The sequence below is a fragment of the Amycolatopsis ultiminotia genome, assembly GCF_039536925.1.
In the GTDB taxonomy this organism is placed as follows: Bacteria; Actinomycetota; Actinomycetes; order Mycobacteriales; family Pseudonocardiaceae; genus Amycolatopsis; species Amycolatopsis ultiminotia.
On record NZ_BAAAZN010000029.1, the window covers coordinates 1 to 19,627 of the forward strand.

General features: G+C 70.2%; 16 protein-coding genes and 1 pseudogene. 11 read left to right on the forward strand and 6 right to left on the reverse strand.

What is annotated here, in order from left to right:
• From ABD793_RS39575 to ABD793_RS39590, 4 genes and pseudogenes are all read left to right on the forward strand, one after another.
• Window positions 1–242 (forward strand): annotated as a pseudogene (locus ABD793_RS39575) (lipoyl synthase); the annotation flags it as partial.
• Between the two features lie 14 nt (window positions 243–256).
• Window positions 257–1,630, forward strand: coding sequence for an L-serine ammonia-lyase (locus ABD793_RS39580; RefSeq protein ID WP_344868777.1), 1,374 nt, complete (start codon window positions 257–259; stop codon window positions 1,628–1,630).
• A gap of 179 nt (window positions 1,631–1,809) precedes the next feature.
• Window positions 1,810–2,529: a FadR/GntR family transcriptional regulator gene (locus tag ABD793_RS39585; protein ID WP_344868779.1), complete on the forward strand. Its 720-nt coding sequence runs from the start codon at window positions 1,810–1,812 to the stop codon at window positions 2,527–2,529.
• A gap of 52 nt (window positions 2,530–2,581) precedes the next feature.
• The gene (locus ABD793_RS39590) at window positions 2,582–4,441 is read left to right on the forward strand and encodes a transglycosylase domain-containing protein (RefSeq protein ID WP_344868780.1); all 1,860 of its coding nucleotides are present in this window, start codon (window positions 2,582–2,584) and stop codon (window positions 4,439–4,441) included.
• 336 nt (window positions 4,442–4,777) lie between these two features.
• Here the strand turns inward: ABD793_RS39590 and ABD793_RS39595 are convergent, their stop codons facing one another.
• The 3 genes from ABD793_RS39595 to ABD793_RS39605 form a co-directional block, all read right to left on the reverse strand.
• Window positions 4,778–5,434 carry an O-methyltransferase gene (locus ABD793_RS39595; RefSeq protein ID WP_344868781.1) on the reverse strand — a complete coding sequence of 219 codons (657 nt, stop codon included), beginning with the start codon at window positions 5,432–5,434 and terminating at the stop codon, window positions 4,778–4,780.
• A gap of 27 nt (window positions 5,435–5,461) precedes the next feature.
• Entirely contained in the window at window positions 5,462–6,283 is an 822-nt protein-coding gene (locus ABD793_RS39600; RefSeq protein ID WP_344868782.1) for an ABC transporter ATP-binding protein, read from the reverse strand.
• A gap of 110 nt (window positions 6,284–6,393) precedes the next feature.
• Window positions 6,394–7,521, reverse strand: coding sequence for an FAD-dependent oxidoreductase (locus tag ABD793_RS39605; RefSeq protein ID WP_344868783.1), 1,128 nt, complete (start codon window positions 7,519–7,521; stop codon window positions 6,394–6,396).
• An 82-nt stretch (window positions 7,522–7,603) separates the two neighbouring features.
• On the opposite strand from ABD793_RS39605, the gene ABD793_RS39610 reads away from it, so the two are divergent.
• Window positions 7,604–8,314: a TetR/AcrR family transcriptional regulator gene (locus ABD793_RS39610; protein ID WP_344868784.1), complete on the forward strand. Its 711-nt coding sequence runs from the start codon at window positions 7,604–7,606 to the stop codon at window positions 8,312–8,314.
• Here ABD793_RS39610 and ABD793_RS39615 read toward each other — a convergent pair.
• Both ABD793_RS39615 and ABD793_RS39620 read right to left on the reverse strand, forming a co-directional pair.
• Window positions 8,283–10,256: an SDR family oxidoreductase gene (locus ABD793_RS39615; RefSeq protein ID WP_344868785.1), complete on the reverse strand. Its 1,974-nt coding sequence runs from the start codon at window positions 10,254–10,256 to the stop codon at window positions 8,283–8,285. The genes ABD793_RS39610 and ABD793_RS39615 overlap by 32 nt on opposite strands.
• Before the next feature lie 64 nt (window positions 10,257–10,320).
• The gene (locus ABD793_RS39620; RefSeq protein ID WP_344868786.1) at window positions 10,321–10,539 is read right to left on the reverse strand and encodes a hypothetical protein; all 219 of its coding nucleotides are present in this window, start codon (window positions 10,537–10,539) and stop codon (window positions 10,321–10,323) included.
• Window positions 10,540–10,739: 200 nt separating this feature from the next.
• Between ABD793_RS39620 and ABD793_RS39625 the strand changes: the two genes are divergently transcribed.
• Window positions 10,740–11,984 (forward strand): NAD(P)/FAD-dependent oxidoreductase, encoded by a 1,245-nt coding sequence (locus ABD793_RS39625; protein WP_344868787.1) that lies wholly within the window; start codon window positions 10,740–10,742, stop codon window positions 11,982–11,984.
• Here the strand turns inward: ABD793_RS39625 and ABD793_RS39630 are convergent.
• Window positions 11,953–13,131, reverse strand: a complete 1,179-nt coding sequence (locus tag ABD793_RS39630) for a multidrug effflux MFS transporter (protein ID WP_344868866.1) — start codon at window positions 13,129–13,131, stop codon at window positions 11,953–11,955. The genes ABD793_RS39625 and ABD793_RS39630 overlap by 32 nt on opposite strands.
• Before the next feature lie 811 nt (window positions 13,132–13,942).
• Between ABD793_RS39630 and ABD793_RS39635 the strand changes: the two genes are divergently transcribed.
• The 5 genes from ABD793_RS39635 to ABD793_RS39655 are packed head-to-tail and all read left to right on the forward strand — an operon-like array spanning window position 13,943 to window position 19,588.
• Window positions 13,943–15,244, forward strand: a complete 1,302-nt coding sequence (locus ABD793_RS39635; RefSeq protein ID WP_344868788.1) for an enolase C-terminal domain-like protein — start codon at window positions 13,943–13,945, stop codon at window positions 15,242–15,244.
• Complete coding sequence (locus tag ABD793_RS39640) at window positions 15,241–15,999, forward strand: SDR family NAD(P)-dependent oxidoreductase (RefSeq protein WP_344868789.1); 759 nt, start codon at window positions 15,241–15,243, stop codon at window positions 15,997–15,999. The genes ABD793_RS39635 and ABD793_RS39640 overlap by 4 nt, the downstream gene beginning before the upstream one ends.
• A 31-nt stretch (window positions 16,000–16,030) precedes the next feature.
• A complete protein-coding gene (locus tag ABD793_RS39645; RefSeq protein ID WP_425548844.1) occupies window positions 16,031–17,068 on the forward strand; it encodes a sugar ABC transporter substrate-binding protein in 1,038 nt (345 codons plus the stop codon).
• Between the two features lie 11 nt (window positions 17,069–17,079).
• Window positions 17,080–18,582, forward strand: coding sequence for a sugar ABC transporter ATP-binding protein (locus tag ABD793_RS39650; RefSeq protein WP_344868869.1), 1,503 nt, complete (start codon window positions 17,080–17,082; stop codon window positions 18,580–18,582).
• On the forward strand, window positions 18,575–19,588 hold the full coding sequence (locus tag ABD793_RS39655) for an ABC transporter permease (RefSeq protein WP_344868790.1): 1,014 nt from the start codon (window positions 18,575–18,577) through the stop codon (window positions 19,586–19,588). The genes ABD793_RS39650 and ABD793_RS39655 overlap by 8 nt, the downstream gene beginning before the upstream one ends.
• Window positions 19,589–19,627: the final 39 nt, after the last annotated feature.

Here is a 19,627-nt window from a genome sequence, read left to right on the forward strand (position 1 = left end):
CGCGGCATCATCCGGTGGATCGGTGGGTGAAGCCGGAGGAGTTCGTGGAGCATTCGAGGGTGGCGGAGTCGTTGGGGTTTGCGGGTGTGATGGCGGGTCCGTTGGTGCGGTCGTCGTATCGTGCGGGTCGGTTGTATGCGCAGACGAAGGCGCATCGTGGTGAGGCGTTGCCGGACAATCTGGCCCACCTCACCAGTCAGGGCCCGGCCGCCCAAGAAGCCAGCTCCCTGCTGGCCAGATAGGAAGGGGCGGGTCAATGGCGATCAGCGTCTTCGACCTGTTTTCCATCGGTATCGGACCGTCGAGTTCGCACACCGTCGGGCCGATGCGGGCCGCGCGGACCTTTGTGGACGGTCTCGTCGAAGAGGGCGTGCTGGACGGCGTGGCGCGGGTGCGGGCGGAGCTGTTCGGCTCGCTCGGCGCGACCGGTTTCGGGCACGGCAGCGACAAGGCGGTGCTGCTGGGACTGTCCGGTGCGCGTCCGGAGGCGGTCGACACGGACACCGTGCCGGCCAAGGTCGCCGCGATCCGGGAGTCCGGGCGGCTGCTCGTCGGCGGCACGCACGAGATCGGGTTCACCGAGGACACCGACCTGGTCATGCACCGCCGGAAATCCCTGCCCGCGCATCCGAACGGGATGGTCTTCCGCGCCTTCGCCGAAGACGGTGCGCTGCTGCGCGAGCGCACCTACTATTCGGTGGGCGGCGGCTTCGTGCGCGACGAGTCGTACGAGACCGACACTGTTTTCGTGGAGGACTCCACTCCGGTGCCGTATCCGTTCCGCACCGGCGCGGACCTGCTGAAGCACTGCACGGAAACCGGTCTGCCGGTCAGCGAGATCATGCTGCGCAACGAACTCTCGTGGCGGACGCATGCGGAAATCCGGGACGGTCTGCTGGAGATCTGGCGCGTGATGGCCGAATGCGTGCGCAACGGCTGCTCGCACGAGGGTGTGCTGCCCGGTGGGCTGAAAGTGCCCCGGCGGGCGAAAGCCTTGCACGACAAGCTCCTCGCCGAGGACGGTGTGGACGATCCGTTGTACGCGATGGATTGGGTGAGCCTGTACGCGCTCGCGGTGAACGAGGAGAACGCGGCAGGCGGACGCGTGGTCACCGCCCCGACGAACGGGGCGGCCGGGATCATCCCGGCCGTACTGCACTACTACCAGCGGTTCATCCGCGGCGCGTCGGACGAGGGCATCGTCACGTTCCTGCTCACCGCGAGCGCGATCGGCTCGGTGCTCAAGCAGACCGGCTCGATTTCCGGTGCCGAGGTCGGCTGTCAGGGCGAGGTGGGCTCGGCGTCGGCGATGGCCGCCGCGGGACTGACCGAGGTGCTCGGCGGCGCACCGGCGCAGGTGGAGAACGCCGCCGAGATCGGCGTCGAACACCACCTCGGCCTGACCTGCGATCCGGTCGGCGGCCTGGTGCAGATCCCGTGCATCGAACGCAATGCGGTCGGCGCGTCGAAGGCCATCCACGCCGCCCGCATGGCCATGCGCGGCGACGGCAGCCATGTGGTGACCCTGGACAAGGCGATCAAGACGATGCGCGAAACCGGTGCGGACATGTCGGTCAAGTACAAGGAAACCGCACGCGGTGGATTGGCCGTGAACGTCATCGAGTGCTGATTCGTCCCGGACGGACCGGTCCCCGGCCGCCGGATCCCGGCCGCCGGATCCCGGGGAGGATTCGCCGGTGGCGCGCGCGGTCTGCCACCAGCGCGGCCGGGGTTTGGGTCCGTGCGGCGCAGCGCAGCGGAACCGTTGCAGAAGGCTCTCCGCGTCCGGGAGCGCCTAGACTCGGTCCGGTGGAGACCTCGGTGGTGAGTGCGGACGCGGCGCTGTTCCGGCCGGTGCGCGCTGGGAACGCCTTCGAGGAGACGGTCGAGCGGTTGCTGCAGGCGATCCGGCTCGGTGTGGTCGGTGCCGGTGATCGGCTGCCTTCCGAGCGCGAGCTGGCCGAGCGGCTGGGCGTGAGCCGGGTGACGTTGCGGGAGGCGATCCGGGCGCTGGCCGACGCCGGGTACGTCGTGTCGCGGCGGGGGCGGTACGGCGGGACGTTCGTCAGCGAGAGCCTGCCGGAGCCTGCCGAGCGGGCCACCGGCGAAATCGACGCGGTGACCTTCGAGGACGCGCTCTGCCTGCGGTCGGTGCTGGAGACCGGCGCGGCCGAGTCGGCCGCCGCGCGCACGCTGAGCCCGGCCGACCGGCAGCACCTCACCGGCACGCTCACCGAGGCCTCGGCCGCGGGCCTCGCCGACTACCGGCGCAAGGACTCCCGGCTGCACCTGGCGATCGCCGAGGTCACCGCGTCCGGATCGCTGACCACCGCGGTGGCCGACGCGCGCACCAGGGTCAACCAGCTGCTGGACCGGATCCCGCTGCTCGAACCCAACCTGGAGCATTCGAACGCGCAGCACGAGACGATCGTCGACGCGATACTGGCCGGTGACCCGGTGGCCGCGCGACAGGCGATGGCCGAGCACGTCGAGGGGACCGCGTCGCTCCTGCGCGCCTTCCTCGCGTGAAGTGCTCACCGGCTGGGCTGAACCTTTTCCGCGGCCCACTCGTCATCCGACCGTGGAAATTCCGAACGACGGTGCACCGGCCGCTGTTCCCGGCCCGATCCGCCACGGGCGATGGCGCCGGATCCGGCGGATCTGCTGGTATCTGGCGGGCGCGTTCCTCGGCCTGCCGCTGATCGCGTTCTGGGTCGCCTACCTGCTGCTCGACGTCCGCAGTCCGCAGGACGTGCTGGCTTCGCTGGACAAGACCGTCACGCTGCGCTACGCCGACGGCACTGAGCTGTTGCGGATCGTGCCCCCGGACGGCGACCGGCGTTTCGTCCCGTACGACAAGGTCCCGCAGAAGCTGCGCGACGCGATCATCGCCACCGAGGACCCCACGTTCTGGGACAACTCCGGGTTCGATCCCAGCGCGGTCGGCCGCGCGCTGTTCACCGGCGTCGGCGGCGGATCGGGGATCACCCAGCAGTACATCAAGAAGTCGACCGGCGACGACGACGCGACGATCGGCCGCAAACTGCAGGAACTCGTGCTCGCCACGAAGGTCACCCAGCAACAGGACAAGGAGCGGATCTTCGAGAGCTACGCCAACATCATCTCCTTCGGCCGTGGCACGTTCGGGCCGGCGGCGGCGATGAACGCGTTCTTCGACCGGCCGCTGGACGACGGCATGACCTGGAGCGAGGCCGCGTTCCTCGCCGGGATGATCCAGTCGCCCTCGGTGCACGATCCGGCAGTGTCCGGCGACGAGCACGCGGCTGACCGCTGGGCCTACGTCCGTGACAAGTTGGTGGAACGCGGGTACGTGAAGGGCTCCGAGGCCGCTGCGATGGCGTATCCGGGCGCGGAAATCCGGCCGCCCGCGGAGACCCGTGCGAGCCTGAGTTACCGCGAATACCACGTGAAACAGCAGGTGCTCGCCGAACTGGAACGGGACGGATTCCCGCTTTCCCGTCTGCAGCAGGGAAACCTGACCGTGCAGACGACCCTCGACCGGGGTGCGCAGGCTGCCGCGGGCGCGTCGCTGAAGCAGCGGTTGAAGGGGGAGCCGAAGGAGTTCCGCGGTGGTCTCGTGGCCGTGGACCCGGCGAACGGCGCGGTGCGCGCCTACGACGGCGGCAGCAACGGCGTGCGCGATTACGCGGGTACCGCGCGTCCGGCCGGTTCGGCGTTCTACCCGTTCACCCTGGTCGGCGGGCTGCGCGCGGGAATCTCGCCGGACGGGCCTGCGGCTTCGCCGGAGAAGATCAACTTTCTCGGGGAGGACTTCAGCTATCCGCAACGCTGTCCGCAGCTGTGCACGTTGCGTACCGCGATGTCGTCGGCGGCGGACACCCCGTTCATCGCGCTGGCGAAACAGCTCGGTCCCGACACGGTGAGCGCCGCGGCCCGCGACGCCGGGATCCCGGAATCCGTGGACGGCACCCGGACCCTGCGTGAAAAGGACGGTTACCTGATCGGCTCCGGTATTGCCGTCGGCCGCTATCCGTTGCGCCCGCTGGACATGGCCGGCGCCTACGCGACGTTCGCCGCGGGTGGCCAGCGGACGGCCCCGCATCTGGTGGACAAGATCCTGGACGAAGACGGCGACGTGGTGTGGCAGCACGACGACCGGCCGGCCCCGGCGTTCTCCCCGGACGAGGGCACCAGCCGCCGGATCGCCGACCAGGTCGGCTCGACACTGTCGGCAGGGCTGCCCGACGGCCGCCGTGGCGCCCTGCGCACCGGGGAGTTCCAGCACGGCAATTCCGCGGACAACCAGGACGCCTGGGCAGTCGGCTACACCCCGCAGCTCGCCACGGCGGTGTGGATCGGCTCCGACGACGAGCGAAGACTGCTGGACGCCAAGGGGAAGAAACTGACCGGAGCGACGGTCCCCGCGGACATCTGGCGGACGTTCATGAGCCGCTCGTGAGTGGTGACCGGGGGCTGCGTTCGTGACTGCCTGTGGGTGGCTTGGGGATAGCTTCGTGACCGGCTGGTGAGTGGCGCGGTCGGAAGGTGGGTTTCGCGAGTCGCTTGCGGGCGGCGGCTTGGTGGATGGGTTCATGGGCCGCTCGTGAGTGGACGTCCGTGACTCGTCTGCGAGCGGTGGTCGGGGGATGGGTTGGTGATCTGCTCGTGTGCAGTGGACGTGGACGTTCGTGACTTGTTTGCGAGCGGTGGTCGGGAGATGCGTCCGTGACCCCTTGTGGGTGGCGGTCGCCGGGTGCGGGCGGATCAGGGTCGGTGACTCGCCTGTGGGCGGGGGTCAGCGGATGCGGGCGAGCAGGAACCCGTCGTAGCCCTTGTCGCCGACGGTCTGCACGGCTGTTGCGTCGAAGCGGTCGTCTTCGTGCAGCAGGTCGAACATCTCCCGCACGCCCCGTACCGAGCGGTCGGTGTCGGTCGGGTCCGCGACCGCGCCGCCGCGGATCACGTTGTCCGCCACGATCGTGGTGCCCTGGCGGGACAGGCTGAACGCAGCCTCCACGTACGCGGCGAGATTGGCCTTGTCCGCGTCGATGAACACGAAATCGAACGGGCCGGTGAGGGTCGGCAGTGTGTCCAGTGCGGCGCCCACCCGGATCTCCGCCACGTCCGCACCGAAGCCTGCACGGTCGAGGTTGGCGCGGGCGAGTTTCGCGTGCCGCGGTTCGTACTCGCAGGTGACCAAGTGGCCGCCGGGCGGCAGGGCGCGGGCCAGCCAGATCGTGCTGTACCCGCCGAGCGTGCCGATTTCCAGGATCGACCGCGCGCCTGCGGTGACCGCCAGCAGGTGCAGCAGCTTGCCCTGGCTCGGCGAGACGGCGATCGGCGGCAGCCCGGCCGCGCCGGAATCGGCGAGTGCCGCCTCCAGCACCGGATCGGCGGACAGCAGCGCGTCGTTCAGGTAGTCGTCCACCCGGGTCCACAGTTCGCGGGTCATCGCACCTCCGCCACCGAACCTACCGGCTCACACTTCCCGGCGACGCGGGATGACCAGCGGCGTCCCGGTTTCCGGGCAGTCCATCACGCGGCACGGCAGTTCGAAGATCCGCTCCACGTTCTCCGCCGTGACGACCTCCGCGGGGGTGCCGGTGGCCAGCACCTCGCCGTCGCGCATCGCGATCATGTGCGAGGCGTAGCGGGCCGCGTGGTTGAGGTCGTGCAGCACCGCGACGAGCGTGCGGCCCTGGTCCGCATGCAGTTTCGCGCACAGGTCCAGGATGTCCATCTGGTGCGCGATGTCCAGGTAGGTGGTCGGCTCGTCGAGCAGCAGCAGGTCGGTCTGCTGAGCCAGTGCCATGGCCATCCACACGCGCTGGCGCTGTCCGCCGGACAGCTCGTCGACGAGGCGTTCGGCGAGGTCTTCGACGCCGGTGGCACGCATCGATTCGGCGACCACCGCGGCGTCGTCGCGGGACCACTGGCGCAGCAGCTTCTGGTGCGGGTAACGGCCGCGGGCCACGAGGTCGGCGACGGTGATGCCGTCCGGCGCGACCGAGCTCTGCGGGAGCAGGCCGAGCCTGCGGGCGACCTCCTTCGCGCCGTAGCTGGAGATCACCTCACCGTCGAGGTAGACCGAACCCTTGCGCGGCTTGAGCATCCGTGACAGCGCGCGCAGCAGCGTGGTCTTGCCGCAGGCGTTGGGGCCGACGATGACCGTGAACGACTTGTCCGGGATGACGACGCCGAGCTGTTCGGCGACGGTGCGCCCGTCGTAGGCCAGGGTCAGTTCTTCGGCGTGCAGCCGCGGTTCGGTCCGGGCCGGCGCTTCCTCGATCGTCTGTGCCACAGAGGTAAGGCTAACCTAGCGGGCCGCGAAGGGGGAGTTCCGTCCGTCGCATTCGCGCACCGTGACCGAACGGTGTCCCGGTGCGTCCGGGACACGGCCGGCGTCCGGGGTCAGCGTGCCTCCTCTTGTCCGGTGAACAGGCTGAGCAGGCTGTGGGGTGCGTTGTCGTCGTAGCAGAGTTCGAAGTCGCGGGTGGCTTCGGCGGCGGCTTCGGCGCTGCGGGGGAACAAGGCCCGCTCGTATTCGGCGAGGGCGGCTTCGGCGTCGCCGGGATGGGCGGCGAGGGCTTTGCCGAGTTCGGCGCCGTCGTACATGGCCAGGTTCGCGCCTTCGCCGTTCGGCCGCGACAGGTGGGCAGCGTCGCCGAGCAGGGTCACCCCGGGCACCCGGTCCCACTGGTGCCCGGTCGGCAGAGCGTTGATGGGACGCAGGACCGGCGTCGTGTCGGCGTCGGTGATCAGCGCGGTGAGTTCCGGTGCCCAGCCGTCGAACTCGGCGACGATCCGCGCGGTCGTCGTATCGACGTCGGTGAAGTCGATGGCGGCAAACCATTCCTGCGGCTTGGACAGCGCCACGTAGGTGTGCAGCGTCCCACCGCTCTCCCGGTGCGCCTGGATCCCCTTGCCCGGCGCGAGCGCGAACAGCGCCCCGCCGCCGACCGTCTTCGCGACGGCCGGGTGCCGGGTGTCGCCATCGAGCAGGTAGGTCTCGACGTAGGACGTGCCGACGTATTCGGGCGTCGCGTCGGAAAGCAGCTGCCGGACCCGGGACCACGCGCCGTCCGCGCCGACCAGCAGGCTCGTGACGACTGTGCTGCCGTCGGCGAAGCGCACCTCGTGCCGGCTCTCGCCGACGGTCCGGACATCGGTGACCTTGTGGCCCCACCGGACGGTGCCGTCCGGGAGCGCGTCGAGCAGCATCCGGCGCAGATCCCCACGCTGGACCTCGGGGCGTCCGCCGGTGCCGTCGTCGGGTTCGTCGAGCAGCACCGTCCCGTCCCAGCCGAGGACCCGGGTCGCCTCGCGGCCTTCCAGGACGAGGCCGCGGAACTCGTCGATCAGTCCGGCCGCTTCGAGCGCGAGCCTGCCGTTGTACTCGTGGATGTCGAGCATGCCGCCCTGGGTGCGTGCCGCAGGTGAGGGCTCCGCCTCGTGGACCGTGACCGGGATTCCGTGGACGTGCAGGACGCGGGCGAGGGTGAGCCCGCCGAGCCCGGCGCCGACGATCGTGACGGACATGAGCGGCTCCTTCGTTGACCTGGACTGACTGGAATGCTGTTCCAATCTTGGAACGGCATTCCAGTCATGTCAAGATGGCGGGATGGCAGCACGGACCGGCCGGTCGCCCCGGCGCACGGAGTCGCTCTCCCGGGAACGCATCGTCGAGGCCGCGGTCGAACTGCTCGATTCGGTCGGCGAGGGCGGGTTGACGTTCCGGGCGCTGACCGAGCGCCTCGCCACCGGGCCCGGGGCGATCTACTGGCACGTGGCGAACAAGGGTGAGCTGCTCGGTGCCGCGACCGAGGGCGTCGTCGCCGAAGCGGTGGCCGTCAAGCCCGGGTCTGCAGACGCGCCGCGGGAGGAGATCCGCGCCGTCGCGTTCGGTCTGTTCGACGCGATCGCCGAACACCCATGGCTCGCCACGCAGCTCTCGGCGCAACTCTCCCGCAGCCCGTTGGGCATGGTGACGCCGCGGATCTTCGAAAGCATCGGCAGGCAGGTGCGCGCGCTGGGCGTGCCGGAGGACGGCTGGTTCGCCGCGACCTCGGCGTTGATGCACTACATCCTGGGCGCCGCCGGACAGCACGCGGCGAACGCCGCGATCGGGCGTGACCTCGGGCCGGGTGTGGACCGCGGCAGCTACCTCGACAGCGTGTCGACGGCGTGGGCGCAGCTCGACCCCGACGAGTACTCGTTCACCAGGGCCGTTGCCGGCCGGCTGCGCGAGCACGACGACCGTGAGCAGTTCCTCGCCGGGGTCGACTTCATCCTCACCGGCATCACTTCGCGCGGCGCCACAGCAACCGGGTGAGGGTCGCCGCGACCGCGGCCGGTGCGGGCAGCTGTGGCCGGTCTCTGGCCTCCGGTGCGGATTCCGGCATCACGCGGTAGGCCAGGTGTGCCACGAACCTGGTCAGGTCCGGAACGGCGAGCGAGGCCAGTTCGGCGGCACGGCCCTCGGGCAGGGTGAGGATCTGCGGACGCCGTTCGATGGCCTTGACCACGAGTTCGGCGGCGCGTTCCGGGGAGCTGGCCGGCAGGCCGCGGTATGAGCCGGTGGGCGCGATCATCGCCGTGCGCACCAACGGCATCCGCACCGAGCTGAAGGTGACGCCGTCGGACAGGGTTTCCCTGCCTGCGGTCAGGCCGAACTCCTCCAGTGCCGCTTTCGAGGCCAGGTAAGCGGAAAACCGGGGCGTGTCGGTCTGCAGTCCCATCGTCGTCACGTTCACCACGTGGCCGGAGCGGCGTTCGGTCATCGACGGCAGCAGGCCGAGGATCAACCGGACGGGCCCGAAGTAGTTGATCGCCATGGTGCGTTCGTAGTCGTGGAAACGTTCCGTGGCGAGCTGCACGGAGCGCCGGATCGAGCGGCCCGCGTTGTTCACGAGCACGTCGACCGCACCGTGGTCGGCGAGGACGTCTTTCACGAGCGCGTCGACGGAATCGCCGTCCGTGAGGTCGCACGGGTACGCAGCTGCGGTGCCGCCGGTCGCGGTGATCTCGGTGCGGACCTCTTCGAGCTCTTCGACCCGCCGCGCGACCAGCAACACCTTCGCGCCGCGACGCGCGACCGCGAGCGCCGTCGCTCGACCGATGCCTGACGAAGCGCCCGTCACAAGGACAACCCGTCCTTCAAACCCTGAACGGCGTGCGCGGTCGGGGTCGAGATGCTTGCGCCAGTACCGGTACAGCGGTTCCGCGTAGTCGCGAAGCTCGGGTAACGCGACTCCGCTGCCGTACAGCTCCGAAGTGGTGCGCGCGGTGTCGAACTCGACCGCCATGCTCAGGTGTGGCAACACTTCGATCGGAATCCCCAGTTCGCTCAACACCGCGGCGCGCGTCGCTCGTCCAGTCGGCAGGCGGTCCACACCGGCAGCGAGACGGGACGCCGTTGTGCGAAGCAGCTTCGCGGGCAAGGCGTTGTTGACTGTTGCGCGGACGCGCGGTCCGCCGGCAACGCGTGCGAAGGCGTTGTACACCTCGGTCAACTTCTGCGGTCGCGGCGAAGCGAGGTGATACGTGCTGCCGGAAGGCGCATCGCGGTGCATCAGGTAATCCATCGCAGCGACGACGTAGTCGACCGGGACGAGATTCGTGGCACCGAGGTCCGGAGCGACGAGCGGCAGCCGTCCGGGCAGCGCGGCGAGCCGCGAGATGGCCGGCAGGAAGTAGTAGGGCCCGTCGATCTTGTCCATCTCACCGGTCCGCGAATCGCCGACCACGGCGGAGGGCCGGTAGATGCGGAACGGCACGTCCTGCTGGCCCCGCACCAGCTTCTCGGCCTCGAACTTCGTGGCGTGGTACGGAGAATCGAACGTCTGCCCGAGATCGAAATCGGATTCGGTGAAGCGGCCCGCGTATGTGCCGGCCACCGCGATGGACGAGACGTGGTGCAGCAGCCCGGCCCCGGCCGCCGCGGCGAAGGCCAGCACGTTCCGGGTGCCCGTCACGTTCGCCGCGTGGTTCGCGGACTCGTCCGCGGTGAAGTCGTAGACGGCGCCGAGGTGCACGACGTGGTCCAGCCCGGTGAAGGCGGCCGGATCGAGGCCGAGCAGGGGCTCGGTGAGATCGCCGACGGCGGGGACCAGGCGATGGTTCTCCGGCCACGCACGGGCCAGCTCGTCGAGCCGCTCGCGCGAGGTGGCGCGGACGAGGACGTGCACGGCGGTCGTGTCCCGCCGCGCCAGCAGCCGGGCGACCAGGCGCTTCCCGAGGAAGCCCGTCGCGCCCGTCACGAAATAGGTGGTCATGGCCGGTACCTTCTGCTCGGGGTCTGCGCCGAGCCTACCTACTGATGAGTAGGAACGATAGCCGTCACTCGGTACCGGTCCGCCGGGCCGGCGAGGCCATCGCCACCACGGCGTCGCGCAGCGCCGCTCGCAGCCGTCCGACCTCGAGCGGTCCCAGCACCGCCGCCTCGCCGGGTGGTGCGACGATCACGATCTTGTCCTCACTGCTCACGAACACCGTCAGATCCCTGCGCCTGCCCGCCAGGTCCCGACAGCCGACCGACCACTCGTCCTGCCCTGCCACGGTCCTCGCCCTCCGATCCACGTCCTGCCCGCGTGCTCTTCGTGCCGCAGTGGGACCGGGCGTTCCGCGGCGCCTTACGCCGGTTCACCCGAATTGCCTACCTGCCGGTATTCCGCGGTCCGGTACCTCGGACGGGATGTGGCGGGCCCGGGACGGGAGTACCGTCCGGCGGCAGGACGCGGGGACTCGGGAGGACGGGCATGGCGGAACCTCGGAAGATCGTCGTCGTCGGAGCGGGGCTGGCGGGTGCGTCGGCCGCGGCGGCGGTGCGGGAACGCGGATTCAGTGGTGATGTGCTGCTGCTGGGGTCCGATCCGCACCGGCCCTACGAGCTGCCTCCGTTGTCGAAGGGGTTGCTGCTCGGCGCCACCGACGAGCCCGACTGGGTGTGCGACGAGGGCTACTACGGCGAGCACGACATCCGGCTCTCCTCCGGGGTCACCGCGACCCGGCTGGAACTGGGCGCGCGGCTGGTGCTCGACGACGCGGGCGGCGAGCACCGCTACGACCGGCTCGTGCTGGCCACCGGCTCCCGGCCGCGGCCGCTGGACGTGCCCGGCGGCGACCTGCCGGGGCTGTTCACGCTTCGCACGCTCGACGACGCACTGGCGCTGCGTTCCGCACTCACCGGCGCGCAGCGGGTGGTGATCGTCGGCGCCGGCTGGATCGGGACCGAGGCAGCCGCGGCCGCCAGGACGCACGGTGCCGAGGTGACCGTGGTGGCGCCGGAGAAGCTGCCGCTCGCGAACGTGCTCGGTGACGAGATCGGCGAGGTCGTCCGCAATCTGCACACCGAACACGGCGTGCAGTGGCGGCTCGGCGAAGGAGTTGCCGCGATCACCGGTGACACCGAGGCCACCGGAGTCCGGCTCACCGGCGGGGACGAGCTGCCTGCCGATGTCGTGCTGATCGCCGTCGGTGCGGCTCCGCGAGTCGAACTCGCGCACGCCGCGGGTCTCGAGATCGCCGACGACGGCGGGATCAGCGTTGACGCGAGCCTGCGTACCGCTGCTCCGGACGTGTACGCGATCGGCGACATCGCCTCGCACTTCCACCCCCGCTACGGCCGCCGGGTGCGGGTCGAGCACTGGGCGACCGCGCGCGGACAGGGCAAGCACGTGGCGGGCAACCTCTTCGGCGAGCACGAGCCGTACCTGGACAGCCCGTACTTCTTCTCCGACCAGTACGACCCGGACCGGGGCGGCCCGGCGATCGGCTGCGAGTACCGGGGTCTCGCCGACCCCGGCAGTGACCGGCTGGTGGTGCGCGGGGATCTCGCGGCCTACGACTTCACCGCGTTCTGGCTGGGTCGCGACGGCGCGGTGCACGCCGCGCTGAACGTGAACCAGTGGGACGACGGGGACGCGTTGCAGCGCTTGGTGGACGAGCGGATCACGGTGACCGAGGACCAGCTCAGGAACGGGGTTCTCGCCGAGCTGGGCTGACGCGGCGGGCGAGCGTGGACGCGAGCAGCGCGAGCACGCCGAAGCCGGCCATCGTCGCGGCCATCGGCACCGCGGTGCCGTCGCCACCGAGGCCCACCAGCGGCGTCGCGATCGCGCCGATCGCGAACTGCAGCACGCCCAGCAGCGCGGACGCGGAACCGGCCGAGCGGGCGTGTGCGGCGAGTGCCAGCGAACTGGCGTTCGGCATCACCAAGCCGACGCTGGACACCATGAACAGCAACGGGATCAGCACCGCGGGCAGCGGCAGCGCGAGCGACGCGGCGACGAGCGTGAGTGTGCCGGCGATCGCGGCGGTGATCAGCCCGGCGGTGAGCAGGGTGCGTTCCGGGATCCGGCCGACCAGCCGTCCGTTGAGCTGTCCGGCGAGCACGATGCCGACGCCGTTGAGGCCGAAGACCAGGCTGTACAGCTGAGGGCTGAGACCGTACGCGCCTTGCAGCGCGAAGGACGAACCGGAGATGTAGGCGAACAGGCCGGCGAACAGCAGGCTTGCGGAGAGTGCGTAGCCGAGGAAGGCGCGGTCGGCGAGCAGCCGACCGTAGGTGCGCAGCACTCCACCCAGCCGCGCGGGACGACGTCGCTCGGCGGGGAGTGGTTCGGGCAGCGCGAGGGCGACCGAGACGAGCAGCAGCACGCCGAATCCGGTGAGTACCACGAAGACGCCGCGCCACGAGGTGAAGGTGAGCAGCTGCCCGCCGATCACCGGGGCGAGGATCGGGGCAAGACCGTTGACCAGCATCAGCATGGAGAAGAACTTCGTCATCGCGGTCCCGGAGTACAGATCCCGCACGGCGGCACGGGAAATCACCAGCCCGGCCGCAGCGCCGAGCGCCTGCAGTGCCCGTGCGGCGATCAGCAGGTCGATCCCGGGACTGACCGCGGCGACGACGGAACCGGCGACGTAGAGCGCAAGCCCGACCAGCAGCGGCCGTCTGCGCCCGAGCGCATCGGACAACGGCCCGGCCACGATCTGCCCCACGGCCAGCCCGACGACGAACGCGGTCAACGTGAGCTGCACGGTCGTGTCCGAGGCGTGCAGGTCCGCACCCATCCGGGGCAACGCGGGCAGGTACATGTCGATCGAAAGCGGCCCGAACGCGGACAGACCGCCGAGGATCAGCAGCAGGCTCCACCGCCGCCGGGCCCGCCCGGAAGCGCCGGCGCCGGTGCCCTGCCGACCACCCGGCCGTGCGCTGGTGGTTGGTGGGGTGCCTGGGTGGTTGCTGGTGGTGGGGGTGGTTGGTGGTGCGTTGGTGGTGGGTGTGGTGGTTGGTGGGGTGCCTGGGTGGTTGCTGGTGGTGGAGGTGGTTGGCCGCGCGCCTGTGGTGGCTGTCGGGGCACCCGGCTGGCCGTCCGTGGTGGGCGTGCTCGGCTGCGCGTCGGCAGGGGACGTGGCCGCAGCGCGGTGGTTGCGTTGCTGCTTGCGGGAGGTGGACGTCGGTACCTGTGGGTCACCCGGTTGGCCGCCGGTGGTGGAGGTGGCCGTCCCGTCGTCTGCTCGGTGGCCGTTCGCCGGGGTGGGGCCGGGCCGGGCGCTTTCGGGTCTCGTCGTCATCCGCTCTCCGTTGCCGGGGCTGCCTTGCCCTCGGCGCAACCGCCCGTGGCGGAGGGGTATTCCCGCTGGTCCGGACCATTGCCGTGGGTTACCGCCGGGTCGGCGTGCGGGGCGCGGCCGGCAGGCGCACGATTGACGGGAAGCGGCACGGAGGATTTGCCTCGTCTGGTGATCCGACCAATCCGTACGGCCGATTAGGCCCTTCCTCTAGATCTCCCGCGGCGTCTTCGGCTATACATCGGATGTATCTCGCAGCCTGGAGTGAGAGAGGACAAGTCCGTGCGGTTTGTGCGTCTCGGGACGGCAGGAGCTCAACGTCCGCTCGTCCATGTCGGTGACCGAACGCTCCAGGGGCAGCGCCAGACCCCGAGGCAGGGCTGACATGGCGACGATCGTGGGGCTGGAGGTACTCGACGTCCGCTTCCCGACCTCCCGGGAACTGGACGGATCCGACGCGATGAACCCGGATCCGGACTACTCGGCCGCCTACGTCGAACTGCACACCGACCGCGGTCCGGACGGCTACGGATTCGCCTTCACCATCGGGCGCGGCAACGACGTGCAGGCCGCGGCCATCCGTGCACTCGAGCCGCACGTCCTCGGCCGCGAGGTACCCGAGGACGCGCGTGCACTCGGCGCGCTGTCGCGCGATCTCATCGGCGATTCGCAATTCCGTTGGCTGGGACCGGAAAAGGGCGTCGCGCACATGGCGATCGGCGCGGTGGTCAACGCCGCGTGGGACCTGGCCGCACGCCGGGCCGGGCTGCCGCTGTGGAAGTTCGCCGCGAGCATGACCCCCGAAGAGCTGGTCTCGCTCGTCGACTTCCGCTACCTGTCCGACGCGCTCACCGAGCAGGAGGCGCTCGACCTCCTGCGCAACGCCGAACCCGGCCGGGCGGAACGGATCGCGCAGCTCGAGGCCGAGGGCTACCGCGCGTACAGCACGTCGTCCGGCTGGCTCGGCTACTCCGACGCGAAGCTGGTGCGGCTGGCCGAGCAGGCGGTGGCCGACGGCTTCGAGATGATCAAGCTGAAGGTCGGCGGCAAGGTCGAAGACGACGTGCGGCGGATGCGGCTGGCCCGCGAAACCGTGGGTCCGGACATCCGGATCGCGGTCGATGCGAACCAGCGCTGGGACGTCGCCACCGCGGTGGCGTGGATGACCGAACTGGCACCGTTCGACCCGTACTGGATCGAAGAGCCGACCTCGCCCGACGACGTGCTCGCGCACGCCGCGATCGCCGAGGCGCTCGCGCCGATCCGGGTCGCCACCGGGGAGCACGTGCAGAACCGCGTGGTGTTCAAGCAGCTGTTGCAGGCCGGTGGGCTGTCCGTGCTGCAGCTGGACGCGGCCCGCGTCGGCGGGGTGAACGAGAACCTCGCGATCCTGTTGCTGGCAGCCAAATTCGGCGTGCCGGTGTGCCCGCACGCCGGTGGGGTCGGGTTGTGCGAACTGGTGCAGCACCTGGCGATGTTCGACTTCGTGGCGGTGTCGGGCACCGACCTGGACCGCACCGTCGAATGGGTCGACCACCTGCACGAGCACTTCACCGATCCGGCCGTCGTGCGCGATGGCCGCTACCTCGCCCCGGCCGCACCCGGGTTCTCCGCGCGGATGCACGACGCGACGCTGCGCCGGTTCCGCTTCCCGGACGGTCCGGAGTGGACGGAGCATGCGCAATGAGTGAGTTCGAGGGTCTGGTCGCGGTGGTCACCGGCGGAGCTTCCGGGATCGGACTGGCCACGGCGAACCTGCTCGCTCAGCGCGGTGCCCAGGTTGCCGTACTGGACCTGGAAACAGCCGGCGTGCCCGCGCCGCTGACCGGGTTCGGTTGCGACGTCACCGAAGACGCCGAGGTCCGCGCCGCGGTGGCCGCCGTCGCCGAACGGTTCGGCCGCCTCGACATCCTGGTCAACAACGCGGGCATCGGCGCACAAGGCGACGTCACCGCCAACGACGACGACGAGTGGCACCGCGTCTACGACGTGAACGTGGTCGGCATGGTGCGCACGACCAGGGCCGCGCTACCGCACCTGAAGGGCTCACCCGCGGCTGCGGTCGTGAACACCTGCTCCATCGCGGCCTGGGCCGGGCTGCCCGCGCGGGCGCTGTACTCGGCCACCAAGGGTGCGGTGCTGTCGCTGACCCTGGCGATGGCCACCGACCACCTGCCGGACCGGATCCGCGTCAACTGCGTGTGCCCGGGTACCGCGGACACGCCGTGGGTCGGACGGCTGCTCGACACCGCCGCCGACCCGGCGGCGGAACGCGCGGCGCTCGCCGCCCGCCAGCCGATGGGCAGGCTGGTGACCGCGGACGAGGTCGCAACCGCCGTCAGCTACCTGGCCAGCCCGCTCTCCGCATCGACGACCGGCACCGCGCTCGCGGTCGACGGCGGCATGCACGGCCTGCGCCCGCGCGGACCCGTGCAGGACTGATCTGCCCACGCAAGCCATCAAGGAGGATGCTGTGCGTACGAAGGTGATCCGGCTGGCCGCCGCAGTGGCCGTCTGTGGTGTGGTGCTCGGGGCTTGCGGGTCCACCAAGGACAAACCGGCTGCGTCCGGCGGTGCGGCCGGCGGCAGGGTCGGGGCGACGGTACCGCTGCTGACCTCGCCGTTCTGGCAGGCCTACAACAACTACGTGCCGCAGATGGCGAAGCAGCAGGGACTGGACGCGCTCCCCACGGTGAACGCGGACAACGACGCGGCGAAGCTGATCACCGACATCGGCACGTTGCTCAACCAGGGCATCAAGGGTCTGGTCGTGACTCCGGTCGACTCCGCGGCGGTGGTCGCCGGGCTCAAACAGGCCGAGAACAAGGGCGTTCCGGTGGTGGCGGTGGACGTTGCGCCGGAGAGCGGCAAGGTGGCCATGGTCGTGCGCGCGGACAACAAAGCGTACGGCACCAAGGCCTGCGACGAGATCGGCAAACGCGTCAAGAGCGGCAAGGTCGTGCAGGTGATGGGCGACCTCGCCTCGGTCAACGGCCGCGACCGCTCGGCCTCGTTCCGCGAGTGCATGAAGCAGAAGTACCCGGCGGTCAAGGTGCTGGAGATCCCCGCGGAGTGGAAGGCGGACAAGGCATCGTCCGGTTTGGACAGTCTGCTCACCGCCAATCCGGACATCAAGGGCGTCTACCTGCAGGCCGGCGGGATCTACCTCGCACCGACCGAACAGGCGCTCAAGCGCAAGAACCTGTTCTTCCCGATCGGCGACCCGCGGCATGTGACGCTGGTGAGCAACGACGGCATCCCGCAGGAGCTGACCGCGATCCGCAGCGGTGAACTCGACGCCACCGTGTCGCAGCCTGCCGACGCCTACGCCAAGTACGGCATGTACTGGCTGAAGAAGGCGATGGCGGGGGAGACGTTCAAACCCGGCCCGACCGACCACGGTTCGCAAATCGTCGAAGTCGGCCATGGCATCCTGGAGGACCAGCTGCCCGCACCGGTGGTCACCAAGGACAATGTGGACGACAAATCTTTGTGGGGTAACAACCTGTGAGCGCGCCGGACGTGGTCGCGCCGGTGGTGCAGGCGGCGGGCATCGGCAAGCGTTACGGGCCGACGGTGGCCCTGCACGAGGTCAGCCTCACCGTGCGGCCCGGTGAATCACACGCGCTGGTCGGTCGGAACGGGGCGGGCAAGTCCACGCTCGTGTCCATCCTCACCGGGCTGTCCGCGACCGATACCGGCACCGTGTCCTTCGGCGGTGAGCCGGCGCCTCCACTGTCCAAACAGGATGCATGGAAGGCGCACGTGGCCTGTGTGTACCAGCACGCCATGGTGGTGCCGCAGCTGAGCGTCGCGGAGAACCTGTTCCTCAACCGGCAGGCGCGGGGCGGGTTCGCGATCGGCTGGAAGCAGCTGCGCAGGCAGGCACGGGAGCTGCTCGATTCGTGGGGCGTGCGGGTGGACGTGGACACCCCGGCGGGCGAGCTGTCCGTGGAGGACCGGCAGTTCGTGGAGATCGCGCGGGCACTCAGCTACGGCGCGCGGTTCATCGTGCTCGACGAGCCGACCGCACAGCTGGACAGCCAGGCCATCGAGCGGCTCTTCGGGCGGATGCGCCAGATGCAGCGCAACGGCGTGACGTTCCTGTTCATCTCCCACCACCTGCACGAGGTGTACGAGGTGTGCCAGGTGGTCACCGTGCTGCGCGACGCCCGGCACGTGCTCACCGCGCCGGTCGAGCAGGTCAGCCGGTCCGCGCTGGTCGATGCGATGACCGGGGAACAGGGCGGGCTCTCCGTGCGTGACGCGGCATCGCGGGACGCGCTGGCCGTCGATGCCGAGGAAGTGCTCACGGCCGACGCACTGTCCGGCGACGGCTTCCACGACGTCTCGTTGCACGTCCGCCGCGGCGAGGTGGTCGGCCTGGCCGGCAGCAACGCGAGCGGCAAGCACGAGGTCGCCGAGACGGTATACGGGCTCCGTGCACCGTCGGCAGGAACCGTTGCGGTGGAAGGAAAACGCCTACCGCCCGGAGACGTCGCGGCAGCGCTGCACGCGGGCGTCGGCTGCGTCCCGCGCGATCGGCACCACCAGGGGCTGGTACTGGAGCATTCGATCATGGACAACGCCACGCTGTCCGTGCTCGACCGGATGGGCCGGGGCGGATTCGCGCCGCCGAAGATCCGCCGTGTTCGCGGTGCCCGTGCGCTGTCCGGCTACGGCATCGTGGCGGCCGGGCCGGAGCAGCCGGTGGCCGGCCTCTCCGGCGGCAACCAGCAGAAGGTGGTGCTCGCCCGCGCGTTGGAGAGCGATCCGCGGGTGGTGGTGCTGATCAACCCCACCGCGGGGGTGGACGTGAAGTCGAAGGAGGCCCTGCTCGCGGTGGTCGATCGGGTGCGGGCCGAGGGGAAGGCGGTGTTGCTCGTGAGCGACGAGCTGGACGACCTGCGCCTCGCCGACCGGGTGCTGGTGCTGCGCGGCGGTGCGGTCGTGGCCGAACACCAGGCCGGCTGGCCCGACGGGGACCTGGTGGCCGACATCGAAGGAGTCGGGCTCCATGACTGACCTGATGCGCGACCCGCAGACCGCGTTGCCCGCCCCGCGGAGGCGGCGGGGCGCACTGTGGCTGCGTGAGCTGGCACTGCTGCCCGCGCTGGTGGTCGTGTTCGTGATCGGCGGGCTGATCAGCGACACGTTCTTCACCTTCGACAACGTGATCAGCATCCTGTCCGCGGCGGCCGCGCTGTCGCTGGTGGTGCTGGGTGAATCGCTGGTGCTGCTCACCGGAAAGTTCGACCTGTCGCTCGAATCGACCATGGGCATCGCCCCGGCGATCGGCGCGATGCTGGTGATCCCGGCGGCGTCGTCCGGCTTCGGCACCCAGTGGCCCGCCGCGCTCGGCCTGCTCGCGGTCCCGGTGGCCGGTGCGCTGATCGGCTTCGTGAACGGCTTCCTGATCGTGAAGCTGAAGCTCAACGCGTTCATCGTCACCCTGGCCATGCTCACCGTGCTGCGCGGTACGCAGATCGGCACCACCAACGGCAAGACGCTGTTCGACCAGCTCGACGCGTTCACCGCGCTGGCGACCACGACCTTCGCCGGACTGCCGATGTCGGTGTGGCTGGCCGCGCTGCTGTTCGTGCTCTTCGGGCTCGGCCTGCGTTACCACCGGGCAGGCCGGTCGCTGTACGCGATCGGCGGCAACCGGGAGGCGGCACGCGCCGCGGGCATCCGGGTGGACCGGATCTCGTGGATCGTGTTCGTGGTGGCCGGTGTGCTGGCCGCGATCGGCGGGCTGGCCTACACCGGCTACGTCGGCGCGCTCGGCGCGGACCAGGGCGACGGGTTGATCCTGCAGGTGTTCGCCGCGGCGGTGATCGGCGGCGTCTCGCTCGACGGCGGCAAGGGCACGCTCGTCGGCGCGCTGACCGGTGTGCTGCTGCTGCAGTCGGTGGACAGCCTGCTGCGCATCGCGCAGGTGCCCGCGGAGTGGCTGAAGGCGATCTACGGCGGCATCATCCTGATCGCCTTGATCATCAGCCGCTATGCCGGTGGAAAACCGCAGACCTGAACGGCGGGTATCCGGTGATCATCCGACCTTCCGGGTCGC